We start from the raw sequence: 15,069 nt of genomic DNA on the forward strand, positions 1-15,069 counted from the left end.
CACGTGTTGCATTCAGTATGAACCACGCCGGCGGCGCGGTTATTGCGACGGCTTGATCAGCGGGACATCAACCTCTCGACGTATTTGGCGATCACGTCCACTTCGAGATTCACCTGCGTCCCGATCGGGGCCTGGCCCAGCGTGGTCAGTTCGCGGGTGGTGGGAATCAGCGAGACCTCGAACCAGTCGCGCGGGTCGCTGCCCAGCCCGGACACCGTCAGCGAGATCCCGTCGACGGTGATCGACCCCTTCTCGACGACGTAGCGGGCCACCTCCGGGGGAATCTCGATGCGCACGACCTCCCAGTGCTCGGACGGCGCGCGCGCCACGATCTGCCCGGTGCCGTCGACGTGGCCCTGCACGATGTGCCCGCCCAGCCGGCTGTTGACGGCCGCGGCGCGCTCCAGGTTCACCCGGCTGCCGACCTGCAATTCGCCAAGGTTGGACCGGTCCAGCGTCTCGCCCATCACGTCGGCGGTGAAATGGCCGCCCGGCAGCAGCTCGGCGACGGTCAGGCACACGCCGTTGACGGCGATCGAGTCGCCGTGGCCCGCGTCGGCGGTCACGACGGCTCCGCGGATCGTCAGCCGCGCCGCGTCGGACAGGACGTCGCGACCCGTCACCTCCCCGAGTTCCTCGACAATTCCGGTAAACATCCCCTAAGGCTAATTGGCCCGTCCTCAGGCGGATGAGCAGGGCAAACACCGCCGCACGGGCGACACCGGGGCCCCGCGTTCACCAGGGCAGTCACCGGCACCCTCTACGATGCAGAGTATGCAGACCCGCCGCCGTCTATCGGCCGTCATCGCATCCCTGACCCTCGCCACCGCCTTGATCGCCGGCTGTTCGTCGGGCTCAAAGCAGAGCGGCGCACCACTCCCCGACGGCACGACCTTGGTCAAGCAGTCGGCCGACGCCACCAAGAAGGTGCAGAGCGCGCACATCGCGCTGAGCATCCAGGGCAAGATCCCGGGACTCCCCATCAAGACGCTCAACGGTGACCTGACCACGGCGCCGGCCACCGCCGCGTCGGGCAACGCCACCATCACCCTGGGCGGCTCCGATATCGACGCCAACTTCGTGGTCGTCGACGGAACGCTGTACGCCACGCTGACCCCCAACAAGTGGAGCGACTTCGGCAAGGCCTCCGACATCTACGACGTGTCGGTGCTGCTGAACCCGGACAGCGGGCTGGGCAACGCGCTGGCGAACTTCAGCGACGCCAAGGCCGAGGGCCGCGAGACCATCGACGGGCAGAGCACCATCAAGGTCAGCGGGAACGTGTCGGCCGACGCGGTGAACAAGATCGTGCCGCAGTTCAACGCGACCCAGCGGGTGCCGAGCACGGTGTGGATCCAGGAGTCCGGTGACCACCAGCTGGTCCGGGCCAACCTGCAGAAGAGTTCGGGCAATGCCGCCGAGATCACCCTGTCGAAGTGGGGCGAGCAGGTTCAGGTCACCAAGCCCCCGGTGAGCTCGTGAGTTCACAAACCGGACGCCGCGTCACGATCAGTGCCGGCAGTCTGGCGGTACTGCTGGGCGCCCTGGACGCCTACGTCGTCGTCGGCATCATGCGCGACATCATGACCGACGTTCACATCCCGATCAACCAGCTGCAACGCATCACCTGGATCATCACGATGTACCTGCTGGGCTACATCGCCGCCATGCCGCTGCTCGGGCGCGCTTCCGACCGGTTCGGCCGCAAGCTGGTGCTGCAGCTCAGCCTGGCCCTGTTCATCGTCGGTTCGGTGGTCACCGCGCTGGCCGGCCACTGGGGCGATTTCCACCTGCTCATTGCCGGCCGCACCATCCAGGGTGTGGCCAGCGGCGCGCTGCTGCCGGTCACCCTCGCCCTGGGCGCCGATTTGTGGGCCCAACGCAACCGCGCCGGGGTGCTCGGCGGTATCGGCGCCGCGCAGGAGCTCGGCATGGTGCTGGGCCCGCTGTACGGGATCTTCATCGTCTTCCTGTTCCACGACTGGCGTTACGTGTTCTGGATCAACGTCCCGCTGACCCTTATCGCGATGGCGATGATCCAGTTCGGCCTGCCGCCGCACGAGCGAGCCGACGAGCCCGAGAAGGTCGACCTGGTTGGCGGCGTGCTGCTCGCGGTCGCGCTGGGGCTCGCCGTGATCGGCCTGTACAACCCGCAGCCCGACGGCAAGCAGATCCTGCCCAGCTACGGGTTGCCGCTGGTGATCGGTGCGGTCGTGGTCGGCGTGCTATTCCTGCTCTGGGAGCGTTTCGCGCGCACCCGGCTGATCGAACCTGCCGGCGTGCGCTTCCGGCCGTTCCTCGCCGCGCTGGGCACGTCGTTGTTCGCGGGTGCGGCGCTGATGGTGACGCTGGTCAACGTCGAGCTGTTCGGCCAGGGCGTGCTGCAGATGGACCAGGCACAGGCCGCCGGTCTGCTGGCCTGGTTCCTGATCGCGCTGCCGATCGGCGCGGTGCTCGGCGGGTGGATCGCCACCCGGATCGGTGACCGTGCGATGACCTTCATCGGACTGCTCATCGCGGCCTACGGCTACTGGCTGATCCATTACTGGCGCCAGGACGTGATGAGCCAGAAGCACAACATTCTCGGGCTCTTCGACGTGCCGATATTGCACGCCGACCTGCTGGTGGCCGGCTTCGGCCTCGGGTTGGTCATCGGGCCGCTGAGCTCCGCGGCGCTGCGGGTTGTCCCGTCCGCCCAGCACGGCATCGCCTCGGCGGCGGTCGTGGTGGCGCGGAACACGGGCATGCTGATCGGTGTGGCCGCGCTCAGCGCGTGGGGCCTGTACCGCTTCAACCAGATCGTGGCGGGCATGACGGCCGCGATCCCGGCCGACGCCAGCCTGCTGGAGCGGATCGCCATCCAGGGAACGATGTACCTCAAGGCGTTCGCCCAGATGTACGGCGACATCTTCGCCGCCACCGTCGGCATCTGCATCGTGGGCGCGCTGCTGGGCCTGCTGATCGGCGGCCGCAAGGAACACGCTGAGGAACCAGAACTTCCTGAGCCGCAGGAAGTCTCGCTGAGCGAGCGCTAGCCGCTGCGCGGCACCAGGCTGAGTATCACGTCGGGACCCACCCGTTCGATGCTGTCGAACTGCCAGCGCAACGCCCGCGCGATCGTCGACACCCCGACGTCGTCGACCGCGGTGACCGGACCCCCCAGCAGGGTCGGCGCGACGTAGGCCAGGATTCGGTCGACCGCGCCGGCCCGCAGGAAGGCGCCCGCCAGGGTCGGGCCGCCCTCCAACAGCACGTCGGTGCGGTCCGACACCGCCTTGAGCACCTCCATGGGATCGTGCGTCCGGATCAGCATGGTTCGCGAATCGTCGTTGAGAACCTTTGCCTCCGAGGGTATTTCACGCATCCCCACCACCACCCGCAGCGGCTGCCGCTCGGCCAGTGAGCCGTCGGGCAAGCGGGCGGTCAGCGCCGGATCGTCGGCCAGCACGGTGCCCGTGCCGACCACGATCGCCTCGCACGCCCCGCGGCGGCGATGCAGATCCATCCGGGAGGCCTCGCTGGAGATCCACTGGCTGGAGCCGTCGGCGGCCGCGCTGCGGCCATCGACGCTGCTGGCGTACTTCCACGTCAGGTGCGGCAGCCCGGTCCGCTGCTTGTGCAGCCACTCCCGCAGCGGGCCGCCGGCCACCTCGTCGGCCAGCACACCGGAGCGCACCGTGACGCCGGCCTCCTCGAGCCGCGCCGCGCCCCCGGCGGCCTCCGGGTTCGGGTCGGCGACCGCGTAGACCACCGTGCCCACCTTCGCGTCCAGCAGCGCGTTCACGCACGGCGGCGTCTTGCCGTAGTGGTTGCACGGTTCGAGCGTGACCACCGCGGTCCCACCCGCGGCCAGGTCGCCGGCGCGGCGCAGCGCCAGGATCTCGGCGTGGTCGCCGCCGGCCGGTTCGGTGCCGCCCACGCCGACCACTTCGCCGGCGGCGTCCAGGATGACCGCGCCCACCGGGGGATTCGGATACGTCGTTCCCTTGACGAGAGTGGACTGCTCGATCGCCAGGCGCATCGCGGCGTCAAGGCCCTCACCCGGCGAAACGGTCATCGACGCCAATGCGGGGAGGCGGCGGCGGCCTGTCGCCGCAACGCGTCGATCGCGGTCTCCGGGTCGGCGGCGCCGTACACGGCCGAACCGGCGACGAAGCAGTCGACGCCCGCCTCGGCGGCCTGCTCGATGGTGTCTCCGTTGATCCCGCCGTCGATTTCGATGAGGATCGTCAACTCCCCCGCGTCGATGAGCTTGCGGGCGGTGCGCACCTTGCTCAGGACATCGGGAATGAAGCTCTGGCCGCCGAAGCCGGGCTCCACCGACATGATGAGCAGGGTGTCGAACTGCGGCAGGATCTCCAGGTACGGCTCGAGAGGTGTGCCCGGCTTCACGCTGATCCCCGCTTTGGCGCCGGCGGCGCGGATATCGCGCGCGACCGCGATCGGATTCTCGGTGGCCTCGGCGTGGAAGGTGACGTTGTAGGCCCCTGCCTCGGCATAGGGCGGCGCCCAGCGATCGGGGTCCTCGATCATCAGGTGGCAGTCCATCGGGATGCTGGTGGACGCCAGCAGGCTCTCCACCACCGGCAGCCCGAGCGTCAGGTTCGGCACGAAGTGGTTGTCCATCACGTCGACGTGCAGCCAGTCGGCGCCGGTCACGGCGGCGGCTTCGTCGGCGAGCCGGGAGAAGTCAGCGGAGAGGATCGACGGTGCGATCAGGGGCCCCTTCGATGAATCCGTGTTGCCAGGCATGAGCGCCAGACTACTGAGCTGCGCCGCTCAGTTCACATCTGGCGGTGTCGCTACCCCTCGCCGCCGCACTACCCCGCTTCGCGGCGCAGCGCCGCGGCGACAGGTCCTTCTGGGTTCGCCGCCGCACTACCCCGCTTCGCGGCGCAGCGCCGCGGCGACAGGTCCTTCTGGGTTCGCCGCCGCACTACCCCGCTTCGCGGCGCAGCGCCGCGGCGACAGGTCCTTCTGGGTTCGCCGCCGCACTACCCCGCTTCGCGGCGCAGCGCCGCGGCGACAGGTCCTTCTGGGTTCGCCGCCGCACTACCCCGCTTCGCGGCGCAGCGCCGCGGCGAACATCGCGTCGGTGCCGTGCCGGTGCGGCCACAACTGCACGTAAGGCCCGTCCCCCAAGTCCGCTCCCTTGTCCAAGGGCTCGAACAACGGCCGGGTGTCCAGCGCGCTGACCGGATGGCGGCGCAGCGCGTCGGCGACCACCCCGACGGTCTCGGCCAGGTGCGGCGAACACGTCGCGTACAGCACAACGCCGCCGGGACGGGTCAGCGCGATCGCGGCGCCCAGCAACTCGCGCTGCAGCTTGGTCAGGGCCGGCACGTCGGCCGGCTGACGGCGCCACCGCGCCTCGGGCCGGCGGCGCAGCGCCCCCAGCCCGGTGCAGGGCGCGTCGACGAGCACCCGGTCGAACGTCGGCTCGAGGTCGGTGTGCCGGCCGTCGACCCGCAGCACGTCGACCGGCAGGCCGCGGGTGTTCTCGGCCACCAGGTCGGCGCGGCGCGGGGCCGGCTCCACCGCGGTGACGCGGGCCCCCGAATCAGCGCCGATCGACGCCAGCAGCGCCGTCTTGCCGCCCGGCCCGGCGCACAGGTCGAGCCAGCGTCCGGCGTCGCCCTCGACCGGCGCCAGGGTCAGAGCGCGCGCCACCAGCTGGCTGCCCTCGTCCTGGACCAGGGCGGCCCCGTCGCGCACCGGCGCCAGCCGCCCGGGGTCGCCGCCCGGCAGGTACACCGCGTACGGCGAATAGCGCCCGACGGTGCCGCCCACCGCGTCGGCCAGCTCGGCGGCGGTCAGCGTGCCGGCGCGGGCGGCCAGATGCACCTGGGGCCGTTGGTCGTCGCTGGCCAGCACCGCGTCGAGTTCGCCCGCGGCCCCGCCCAGCGCGTCGGCGAAGGCCTGGGCGATCCATCGGGGATGAGCGTGCACGAACGCGGCGTGCCCGATCGGGTCCCGCGCTGGGTCCGGGGCCAGTTCGGAGACCCAGGACCGTTCGTCGCGCCGGGAGATGGTGCGCAGCACCCCGTTGACGAAACCGGCTCGCGCCGAGTCGAATTCGATGCCCGCCTGTTCGACGGTGGTGGACACCGCGGCGTGCGCGTCCACCCGGGTGCGCAGCAACTGATACGCGCCGAGGCGCAGTAGGTCGAGCAGGACGGGATCGATGGCTTCCGGGGCGCGCCCGGCGGCCGCGCCGATGACCGCGTCGAGCAGGCCGCGGCTGCGACACGCGCCGTAGGTCAGCTCAGTGGCGAATGCGGCGTCGCGGCCGCTGATTCCGCGCTCGCGCAACAGCGCGGGCAGGGCCAGGTTCGCGTACGCGTCGCGCTCGCTGACCGCCCGGAGCACGTCGAACGCGGCCGCCCGGGCCGGGTCCAGCGGCCGGCGCGCGGGCCGGCGATCCCGCTGCGCGGGCCGGCGCTGCGGGCGGCTCGGCGTGCGGTCCGGCCGGTTGCGCTGCCGCCCGTCACGGCCGGTGCTCATGTCGCCCGCACCGCGGGGTCGAGCCGCGCACCGCGCGCCCAGTCGACCGCGTTCATGAATTTCTTTCCCGGCGGCTGGATTTGGCCCAGGCGAACCGGATCGGAACCGGTGCCGACCCAGACGCTCTTGCGGTCGACGTGAATGGCCCCGGGCGGCAACGGTTCCGGTATACCGGGCGCGTCGTCGGCGGCGACCGGGCCGAGTTTGATGCGCAGGTCGCCGATCACCGTCCAGGCGCCGGGGGTGGGCGTGACGGCGCGGATGCGGCGGTCCACCACGAGCGCGGGCAGGTCCCAGCGCACCCGGGCCTGCTCGACGGTGATCTTGGGCGCGACGCTGACCCCCTCGGACGGCTGCGGTCGCGGCGTCAACGTCGAATCGGCGATGCCGTCCAGCGTGGTCGACAACAGCGCCGCACCCGAAATGGCGAGTCGCTCAAGCAATTCCCCGGCCGTATCGGTCGGGCGGATCGTCTCGGTCACCACGCCGTAGACCGGGCCCGAGTCCAGGCTGGGTTCGATCTGGAACGTTGAGGCTCCGGTGATGGTGTCCCCCGCGGCGATGGCCGCTTGGACCGGCGCGGCGCCACGCCAGGCGGGCAGCAGGGAGAAGTGCAGGTTGATCCAGCCCCGCGGCGGCACCGCCAGCAGGTCGTCGCGCAACAGCGCGCCGTAGGCCACGACCGCGCAGCAGTCCGGCCCCAACCGCGACAGCTCCGCGACGAATTCCGCGGAGTTCGGCCGCGACGGCCGCAGCACCGGAATGCCGCGATCGAGCGCCTCGCGGGCCACCGGTGAGGGCTCGGGCTTGCCGCGCCGCCCGGCGGCGGCGTCGGGCCGGGTCAGCACCGCGATCACGTCGTGGCGGGGCGAGTCGATGAGGCGGCGCAACGCGGGCAGCGCGGGCTCGGGGGTACCGGCGAAGACGAGGCGCACCGGCCCAGTCTAGAAAGCGCCGGAGGCCGCCCGGACCCGCCCGAGGGTGGCTGGTTTGCGTGCGTACACTATTGCTTATGGCTACTGTTTCTGGCAGTCATAATCTGGCGGCGTGAACCGCACCGCCGTTCCGTGTCGACATCGACGTCGAGAGATGACCCTTTCCCTTCCCCCAAGGAGGTCTGATGACCGTCGACTCCACCATCAGCGACGCCAGAGTCGCCGCCACCCATCGCACGGTTTGGGCATTGGGCGATTACGCCCTGATGGCCGAGGAAGTGATGGCCCCGCTCGGTCCCGCCCTCGTCGAGGCCACCGGCATCGGGCCCGGCGTGCGCGTCCTCGACGTCGCCGCCGGCTCGGGCAACATCTCGCTGCCCGCCGCCGCCACCGGCGCCGCCGTCGTCTCCACCGATCTCACCCCCGAGCTGCTCCTGCGCTCGCGGGACCGGGCCGCGGCCCAAGGCCTGACCATCGACTACCGGGAGGCCAACGCGCACGCGCTGCCGTTCGGCGACGGCGAATTCGACGTCGTCATGTCGGCGATCGGCGTGCAGTTCGCGCCCGACCAGCAACGCGCCGCCAGCGAGCTGGTCCGGGTCTGCCGGCCGGGCGGCACCATCGGCGTGATCAGCTGGACGCCGGAGGGCTTCTTCGGGCGGATGCTGGCCACCATCCGGCCCTACCGGCCGAGCCTGTCGCACCCCGTGCCGCCGGCGGCGCTGTGGGGACGGCCGGGCTACGTCACCGCGCTGCTGGGCGACCGCGTCGGCGAAATCACCACGGCGCGTGGCATGTTGGCGGTGAACCGGTTCGCCGACGCCGAGGCCGTGCACGCCTATTTCAAGACGCACTACGGCCCGACGATCGAGGCCTACGCGAACATCGGCCACAACCGGGTGCTCGCCGCCGAGCTCGATGCCCAACTCGTCGAACTCGCGCAGCAACACCTCGCCGACGGCACCATGGGCTGGGAGTACCTGCTGGTCACCGCCACCAAGCGAACCGACTAGTCAGCCGGCTACAGGTCGATATCGGCGTCCAGGTGCACGTCGGGCTCGCCGCCCGCCGCGGTGAACGCGGTCAGCGCCCGCACCAGCCCGTGGCGCTCCGGCGGCGGCATCTTGGCGACGATGGCCGCGATCTCGGTGCGCCGGTGCGCGGTGACCTGGTGGACGACGTCGCGGCCGCGCGTGGTCAGCGCGGCGAGCAACTCGCGGCGCGAGGTCGGGTGCGGCAAACGGTCGATCAGTCCGGCAGCGACCAATCGGTCCACCATGCGGCCGGTGGCCGAGGGCTGCACACCCAGCAGGCCCGCGAGCGTGGCCAGATTGACCGGGCCGCGATTGGACAGGATCACCAGCGTCCGGAACTGCGCGATGGTGATGGTCTCGTCGACCTGTCCGACGGAACGCGCCGAGATGGCCATCAGCAAACGGGAGGCCGTCAGCAAAGCATCGGTGATGACATCCAATGACTCGTCAACAGTCGCGTTGTCCGCTGTCATATCGCCCCTCCCCGGATGGTTTCCGGCCTCTCGGCGGCTAAGGAATAGAAAGTGTAGCAACCTTCGAATGTCGTAAACACAGAATATTGCATGCACATACTGTCGCCCAGGGTAACTGTTTGTGAAAGTTAGCCGATGTGTAGCGGATCGATCTGGACCCGGGCGGGCTCATGGGTTTGCCGGGCGCTGAGTATCCCGACGCCGCGGCGCAGCGCGGCGGCCAGCGCCAGGCCCTGGCGGCGGGGCACGCGCACCAGCATTCTGGTCACCGCCACGCCGGGCGGGGTCCCCGCGGGGCGGCGGACGCCGGACGGTAGATCCACCGGCCCGAGCAGGTCGGCTTCCAGCTCGGCCAGCCGGATCTCGTCGAGCAGCGCGGTCACCGCGTCGGGCGTTCCGTCGATGGCGGCCATGTGCACGCTGGGCGGCAGGCCCACCTCGGCGCGGGCGGTCAGTTCCGATTCCGCGTGCCCCACCGGGTCCCAGCGGATCAGCGATTGTACTGTGGGAAGCGATGATTCGGCGACCACCAGCACCACGCCGCCGTCGCCGCGGGCACGCACCAGCGCGGCGGCGCTCATCCAGCGCCACAACGCGTCCTCGCCGGCCCGCAGATCTTGCCGGCCCAGCAGCGCCCAGGTGTCCAACAGCAGCGCCGCCCCGTAGCCGCCGGATGCGTGTGGCTCGGCGCCCGGGGTGGCGACCACGAGCGCCGGGCCGGGCGCGACCTCGGGCACGACGCCGTCGCCCGACGAGGTGATCACCGGCGTGCCGGGAAACGCGCGGCCGAGTTCCTCGGCGGTGCGGCGGGCCCCGACAACGACGGCGCGCACCGCATCCGACCCGCAGCGCGCGCACCGGCGCGTGGGGTCGATCCGCCCGCACCAGCGGCACAGCAGCGCCGCGCCCCCCTCCTGCGACGACTCGGACTCGGTGAGCGAGAGGGGCCCCGTGCAGTGCCGGCAGCGGGCGATGGTGCGGCAGCGCGCGCACGCCAGCGACGGGATGTACCCGCGCCGGGGCACCTGCACCAGCACCGGCGCCGCGGCCTGCAGCGCCGTGCGGGCGGCGCGCAGCGCGATCGAGGGAATGCGTGCCGTGCGCGCCGCGGGGTCGCGCTCGTCGGCGTAGCCGGTGTCGTCGAGCGCGCTCACCCGCGGGGTGCGGGCGCGCACCACGGGCCGCGCCGCGACGATGTCGTGCGCCCATCCGCTGCGCACCAGCGCGTGGGCCTCCGCGGTACGCGCGTAGCCGCCGATCAGCGCCGCGCACCGGGCCTGGTGCGCGCGCAGCATCGCCACCTCGCGGGCGTGCGGATACGGGGCCCGCGGCTCGGCCAGGCTGTCGTCGGCGTCGGCCCACACCATCACCAGACCCAGGTCGCTCAGCGGCGCGAACACCGCGCTGCGGGTACCGATCACCAGCCGCGCGGTGCCGCGCAGCGCCGCCAGCCAGCGCCGATAGCGGGCCGCCGGTCCCAGGCCGGCCGACAGGGCCACCACGCCGCCCTCGTCGATCCGCGCCGTCGCGGCCCGCCACAGGGCGTCCAGGTCGCGTTGATCGGGAACGATCGCCAGCGCCGAGCGGCCGGCCCGCACCGTTTGCGCGGCGGCCTCGGCGAAGCGGTCGGTCCACGGCTCACCCGGCAGCGCCTGCCACACCGCGCGGGCGGCGCGCGACTCGGCCAGGGCGGACAGGAACTGGGCGCCGCGCCCGTAGCCGTCCCAGCCTGAGGGGTCGACGGGGGCCGGGAGCGCTGGATCCCGGGCCACGACGGATTCCCGCTCCACCCTGGCGTGGCGGGCCGGCACGGCCAGCCGCAACACGTCGGGGCGGGTGCCGGCGTAGCGCGCGGCCACCGCGTCGACCAGCCTGCGGATCTCCGGGGTGAGCACCGGCTCGGCGGATACGACGCGATCGAGCCAGCCCAGCTTCCCCTGGTGGTCGGTGTCGTTGCGGCGCTCGAGCACGAACGCATCGACCAGCCGGCCGTGGAAACGCACCCGGACCCGCACCCCGGGCTGGGCGTCGTCGGACTGCTCGGCCGACACCAGGTAGTCGAACTCGCGGTCGAGGTGCGGCACGGACAGCATCGGCAGCACGCGGGCGATCGGTTCCACCTCGACCGGCGTGCGCGCGCTGGGGCTCACGGCACCCTCGGGCCGCGAATCATGGTGCTGTCCAATGTTTTACCGTCCGGGCCGCAGCGTACCGGGCGCATGCGACAATCAGCCTTCGGCGGGCGCCGGGGCCTCCCCGGTGTCCTGGCCGGCGAGCTCGCGACCGAAGAAGAACCCCGCCGTGATCAGGATCTGGGCCGCCGCGTAGGACCACCAGATCGGCACCGCGAGCGCCTCGTTGCCCAGGACGAAGCGGCTGATGGCGATCATCGAGTCCGACGCCGCGAAACACACCGCCCCCACGGCCGTCCAGATCGTCGGCAGCTTTGCCAGCAACGCCGTGCACACCATGGCGGTCAGCACCACGAGGTAGACCGTGACCGGCAACGTCAGGTTGTTCGGGCCCAGGTGCGGCCAGAACCACGCCAGCAGCGCGATCGACACCAGGCACATCAGGACCACCGCGGCGATCCGCGGCGTCGAGGGCCGCTCGGCGCGCGACGACCACTGCGGCACCAGCGGCAGCAGGGCGGCGATAAAACACAAGTGCGCCAACAGGAATGCCGCCAGGCCGACCTCGAAGGACAGTGTCCACCACGGGATCGCGAGCACCCAGTCGCCGATGGCGGACAACAGCAGCGCCGGCATCAACCACCGTCGCTCCCGGACGCATCCGTGCCCCGCGGCGGCCAGCATCAGCAGGAAGGCCATCGAGGCCTTGAACGCCGGCTGCAGCACCCAGTGCCCGGTGAGCTCGAGGCCCGGCGGGGAGCGCAGCGCCAGCACGGTCAGGTAGATGCCGTAGCCAAGGGCCACCCAACCGGCCACCACCCAGGCGCCGGCCACCAGTCGAGGTGCGTACGGTACGTCCATGCCCAGCTTGGATAACACAGCCGACGAGAAACCCGCGATCGACCCCATCCTGCAGAAGGTACTGGATGCGGTTCCCTTCCGGCTATCCACCGAGGACGGAATCGACGCGGCGCGGCAGCGGTTCCGCGACCTGCCGCGCAGGCCGTTGCATCCCGAGCTGCGGGTCGAGGACCGCACCATTGCGGGCCCCGCGGATTCGGTCGCGATCCGGATTTATTGGCCGCCAAGCCATTCCGATGGCCGCAGCGGGATCCCCGCGGCGCCCGTCGTGCTGTTCTTCCACGGCGGCGGCTTCGTCATCGGCGACCTCGACACCCACGACGGCACGGCCCGCCAGCACGCGGTCGGCGCCGACGCGATCGTGGTGTCGGTCGACTACCGGCTGGCACCCGAGCACCCCTACCCCGGCGCCGTCGAAGACGCGTGGGCCGCAACGCTTTGGGTCGCCGAGCACGCCGCCGACCTGCACGGCGACCCGGGCCGCATGGCCGTCGCCGGGGATTCGGCCGGCGGCACCATCGCCGCCGCCGTGGCGCAGCGGGCGCGCGACCACGGCGGACCGGCGCTGAAATTCCAGTTGTTGTGGTACCCGTCGACCATGTGGGACGCCACGCTGCCGTCCTTCGCCGAAAACGCCACCGCGCCGATTCTCGACGTCAAGGCCGTCGCCGAGTTCTCGCGTTGGTACGCGGGCGAAATCGACCTGTCCGACCCGCCGTCGGACCTGGCGCCGGGCCGCGCGAAAGACCTGAGCAAACTGGCGCCGGCCTACATCGGCGTCGCCGGCTATGACCCGCTGCGCGATGACGGCATCCGGTACGGCGAACTGCTGGGGGCCGCCGGGGTCGCCGTCCAGGTGCACAACGCCGAGACGATGGTGCACGGCTACCTGGGCTATGCCGGCGTGGTGCCCGCGGCCACCGCGGCGCTCGAGCGCGGGCTGGCGGCGCTGCGAACGGCCCTGCAGGGCTGAGTCCGGGGCGTACGGTGAGTTCATGACGGAGCCCGCCTTCGCCCGGCCGGACGGGGAAAACCCCGACTACCACACGCTGATCATCGGCGCAGGATTCTCCGGCATCGGCGCCGCGATCAACCTCGACAAGGCCGGGCTGCCCGACTACCTGGTGCTCGAAGCCGGCGACGGGGTCGGCGGCACCTGGCACTGGAACACCTATCCCGGTATCGCCGTGGACATTCCGTCGTTCTCCTATCAGTTCTCCTTCGAGCAGAGCCGACACTGGTCGCGCACCTACGCGCCGGGCCGCGAACTCAAGGCCTACGCCGAGCACTGCGCCGACAAGTACGGCATCCGGTCGCGGATCCGGTTCAACACCAAGGTGCAAGCGGCCGAGTTCGACGACGAGCGCGGCCTGTGGCGGGTGCAGACGGACCCGGCCGGCGAAATCACGGCGCGGTTTTTGATCAGCGCCTGCGGCGTGCTGACGGTGCCGAACCTGCCCGACATCGACGGGGTGGACTCGTTCGCCGGCATCACCATGCACACCGCCCGGTGGGATCATCACCAGGACCTGAGCGGCAAGCGCGTCGCGGTGATCGGCACCGGCGCCTCGGCCGTGCAGGTGATCCCCGAGATCGCGCCAATTGTCTCGTCGCTCACGGTGTTTCAGCGCACCCCGATCTGGTGTTTCCCCAAGCTGGATGTCCCCCTGCCCGCGCCGGCGCGCTGGGCGATGCGCATCCCCGGCGGCAAGGTGCTGCAGCGCCTCCTCAGCCAGGCGTACGTGGAACTCACCTTCCCGATCTCGGCGCACTACTTCACGGTGATCCCGTTGGCCAAGAGGATGGCCGCGCTGGGTAAGGCTTATCTGCGGCGGCAAGTGCGCGACCCGGCGGTGCGCGAACAGCTCACCCCGCAGTACGCCGTCGGCTGCAAGCGTCCCGGCTTCCACAACGGCTACCTGGCCACCTTCAACCGCGACAACGTGCGGCTGGTCACCGAGCCGATCGACAAGGTCACGCCCGGCGCTGTGGCGACCACCGACGGCGAAACCCACGAGGTCGACGTGCTCATCCTGGCGACCGGCTTCAAGGTGATGGACCCCGACAACGTCCCCACGTTCGCGGTCACCGGCAGCGGCGGCCGCTCCTTGAGCCGGTTCTGGGACGAGCACCGCTTGCAGGCCTATGAGGGCGTCACCGTTCCGGGTTTCCCCAACCTGTTCACGGTGTTCGGCCCCTACGGTTACGTCGGCTCTTCGTATTTCGCGCTGATCGAGGCGCAGACCCATCACATCGTGCGGTGTCTCAAGCGGGCCGAGCGCCTGGGCGCGACCCGCGTCGAGGTGAGCGAGGAGGCCAACGCCCGCTACTTCGCCGAGATGATGCGCCGGCGGCCCCGGCAGATCTTCTGGCAGGACAGTTGCCGGCTGTCCAACAGCTATTACTTCGACAAGAACGGCGACGTGCCGCTGCGGCCGGGCACCACCCCGGAGGTGTACTGGCGCAGCCGGCGATTCGATCTGGACGACTACCGCTTCACCGGCTAGCGGCTACGCTGCACGAGTGGCGAAGGAATTTGGCAGCATCGACGGGTCGCTGCGCGACTTCATCCGCGAGCAGGCCGTTTTCTTCGTCGCCACCGCCCCCTCCGAAGGGGGGCGAATCAACCTGTCCCCCAAGGGATATTGCGACACGTTCGCGGTGCTCGACGAGCACACCGTGGCCTACCTGGATCTGTTCGGCAGCGGCGTGGAGACCATCGCCCATCTGCGCGACAACGGCCGCATCACCGTCATGTTCTGCTCGTTCACCCGCAACTCGCGGATCCTGCGCCTGTTCGGCACCGGGCGGGTGCTGCGCCCCGACGACGCCGAATTCGCCGATATCATAGGGCATTTCGGCGGAGGACGTGCGGGCATCCGCGCGATCATCGTGGTCGACGTGGAACGCATCGCCGACGCCTGCGGATTCGCGGTGCCCTACTACGAGCTGGTCGACGAACGACCGGTCCTCGACGCGCATCACGGCAAGGCGTCCGCGGAGGCCTACACGCGGCTGATCGACCGCAACCGGCGCAGCATCGACGGGCTGCCCGCGCTCGATTCCGATCACCCGGCGCCGCGGCGGTGACCCGCCGAACGTGACTGCAACCTCACGTTCGCGGAGACCC

At 71.0% G+C, this 15,069-nt stretch carries 14 protein-coding genes; 6 read left to right on the forward strand and 8 right to left on the reverse strand.

The annotated features are described in order from the left end of the window. Nucleotides 1–56: 56 nt before the first annotated feature. On the reverse strand, nt 57–656 hold the full coding sequence (locus G6N26_RS07535) for a riboflavin synthase (RefSeq protein WP_067168800.1): 600 nt from the start codon (nt 654–656) through the stop codon (nt 57–59). Between the two features lie 118 nt (nt 657–774). Between G6N26_RS07535 and G6N26_RS07540 the strand changes: the two genes are divergently transcribed. Further along, entirely contained in the window at nt 775–1,482 is a 708-nt protein-coding gene (locus G6N26_RS07540) for an LppX_LprAFG lipoprotein (RefSeq protein WP_067168802.1), read from the forward strand. Next, nucleotides 1,479–3,035, forward strand: coding sequence for an MFS transporter (locus G6N26_RS07545; RefSeq protein ID WP_083019545.1), 1,557 nt, complete (start codon nt 1,479–1,481; stop codon nt 3,033–3,035). Before G6N26_RS07540 ends, G6N26_RS07545 begins: the two co-directional genes overlap by 4 nt. Here the strand turns inward: G6N26_RS07545 and ribD are convergent. From ribD to fmt, 4 genes are all read right to left on the reverse strand, one after another. After that, a complete protein-coding gene (gene ribD / locus G6N26_RS07550; RefSeq protein ID WP_083019543.1) occupies nt 3,032–4,057 on the reverse strand; it encodes a bifunctional diaminohydroxyphosphoribosylaminopyrimidine deaminase/5-amino-6-(5-phosphoribosylamino)uracil reductase RibD in 1,026 nt (341 codons plus the stop codon). The genes G6N26_RS07545 and ribD overlap by 4 nt on opposite strands. Then, nucleotides 4,054–4,761 carry a ribulose-phosphate 3-epimerase gene (gene rpe / locus G6N26_RS07555; protein WP_095578243.1) on the reverse strand — a complete coding sequence of 236 codons (708 nt, stop codon included), beginning with the start codon at nt 4,759–4,761 and terminating at the stop codon, nt 4,054–4,056. Before rpe ends, ribD begins: the two co-directional genes overlap by 4 nt. A 291-nt stretch (nt 4,762–5,052) precedes the next feature. Then, nucleotides 5,053–6,504 (reverse strand): RsmB/NOP family class I SAM-dependent RNA methyltransferase, encoded by a 1,452-nt coding sequence (locus tag G6N26_RS07560; protein WP_083019541.1) that lies wholly within the window; start codon nt 6,502–6,504, stop codon nt 5,053–5,055. After that, on the reverse strand, nt 6,501–7,439 hold the full coding sequence (gene fmt, locus G6N26_RS07565; protein ID WP_083019539.1) for a methionyl-tRNA formyltransferase: 939 nt from the start codon (nt 7,437–7,439) through the stop codon (nt 6,501–6,503). The genes G6N26_RS07560 and fmt overlap by 4 nt, the downstream gene beginning before the upstream one ends. A gap of 185 nt (nt 7,440–7,624) precedes the next feature. Between fmt and G6N26_RS07570 the strand changes: the two genes are divergently transcribed. Then, a complete protein-coding gene (locus G6N26_RS07570; protein WP_083019537.1) occupies nt 7,625–8,452 on the forward strand; it encodes a class I SAM-dependent methyltransferase in 828 nt (275 codons plus the stop codon). 8 nt (nt 8,453–8,460) lie between these two features. On the opposite strand, the gene G6N26_RS07575 is transcribed toward G6N26_RS07570, so the two are convergent. The 3 genes from G6N26_RS07575 to G6N26_RS07585 form a co-directional block, all read right to left on the reverse strand. After that, on the reverse strand, nt 8,461–8,946 hold the full coding sequence (locus G6N26_RS07575; RefSeq protein ID WP_067165904.1) for a MarR family winged helix-turn-helix transcriptional regulator: 486 nt from the start codon (nt 8,944–8,946) through the stop codon (nt 8,461–8,463). A gap of 128 nt (nt 8,947–9,074) precedes the next feature. After that, entirely contained in the window at nt 9,075–11,039 is a 1,965-nt protein-coding gene (locus G6N26_RS07580; protein WP_083019558.1) for a primosomal protein N', read from the reverse strand. A 135-nt stretch (nt 11,040–11,174) separates the two neighbouring features. Next, a complete protein-coding gene (locus tag G6N26_RS07585) occupies nt 11,175–11,939 on the reverse strand; it encodes a lysoplasmalogenase (protein WP_067165900.1) in 765 nt (254 codons plus the stop codon). On the opposite strand from G6N26_RS07585, the gene G6N26_RS07590 reads away from it, so the two are divergent. Genes G6N26_RS07590 through G6N26_RS07600 form a run of 3 tightly spaced genes read left to right on the forward strand, consistent with a single transcriptional unit; the run spans nt 11,938 to nt 15,029 of the window. Continuing rightward, a complete protein-coding gene (locus G6N26_RS07590; protein WP_083019535.1) occupies nt 11,938–12,912 on the forward strand; it encodes an alpha/beta hydrolase in 975 nt (324 codons plus the stop codon). The genes G6N26_RS07585 and G6N26_RS07590 overlap by 2 nt on opposite strands. A gap of 22 nt (nt 12,913–12,934) precedes the next feature. Beyond that, complete coding sequence (locus G6N26_RS07595) at nt 12,935–14,446, forward strand: flavin-containing monooxygenase (protein ID WP_067165914.1); 1,512 nt, start codon at nt 12,935–12,937, stop codon at nt 14,444–14,446. Nucleotides 14,447–14,462: 16 nt separating this feature from the next. Beyond that, on the forward strand, nt 14,463–15,029 hold the full coding sequence (locus G6N26_RS07600; RefSeq protein WP_083019534.1) for a pyridoxamine 5'-phosphate oxidase family protein: 567 nt from the start codon (nt 14,463–14,465) through the stop codon (nt 15,027–15,029). Nucleotides 15,030–15,069 lie beyond the last annotated feature (40 nt).

Origin of the sequence: Mycobacterium marseillense, from assembly GCF_010731675.1 — a bacterium.
Taxonomy (GTDB): domain Bacteria; phylum Actinomycetota; class Actinomycetes; order Mycobacteriales; family Mycobacteriaceae; genus Mycobacterium; species Mycobacterium marseillense.

Excerpts from the sequence above, each read along its gene's own strand:
- G6N26_RS07535 (WP_067168800.1), bottom strand. The coding sequence starts at position 656 with ATGTTTACCGGAATTGTCGAGGAACTCGGGGAGGTGACGGGTCGCGAC.
- G6N26_RS07540 (WP_067168802.1), top strand. The coding sequence starts at position 775 with ATGCAGACCCGCCGCCGTCTATCGGCCGTCATCGCATCCCTGACCCTC.
- ribD (WP_083019543.1), bottom strand. The coding sequence starts at position 4,057 with ATGACCGTTTCGCCGGGTGAGGGCCTTGACGCCGCGATGCGCCTGGCG.
- G6N26_RS07560 (WP_083019541.1), bottom strand. The coding sequence starts at position 6,504 with ATGAGCACCGGCCGTGACGGGCGGCAGCGCAACCGGCCGGACCGCACG.
- G6N26_RS07570 (WP_083019537.1), top strand. The coding sequence starts at position 7,625 with ATGACCGTCGACTCCACCATCAGCGACGCCAGAGTCGCCGCCACCCAT.
- G6N26_RS07575 (WP_067165904.1), bottom strand. The coding sequence starts at position 8,946 with ATGACAGCGGACAACGCGACTGTTGACGAGTCATTGGATGTCATCACC.
- G6N26_RS07580 (WP_083019558.1), bottom strand. The coding sequence starts at position 11,039 with ATGCTGTCCGTGCCGCACCTCGACCGCGAGTTCGACTACCTGGTGTCG.
- G6N26_RS07590 (WP_083019535.1), top strand. The coding sequence starts at position 11,938 with ATGCCCAGCTTGGATAACACAGCCGACGAGAAACCCGCGATCGACCCC.
- G6N26_RS07585 (WP_067165900.1), bottom strand. The coding sequence starts at position 11,939 with ATGGACGTACCGTACGCACCTCGACTGGTGGCCGGCGCCTGGGTGGTG.
- G6N26_RS07595 (WP_067165914.1), top strand. The coding sequence starts at position 12,935 with ATGACGGAGCCCGCCTTCGCCCGGCCGGACGGGGAAAACCCCGACTAC.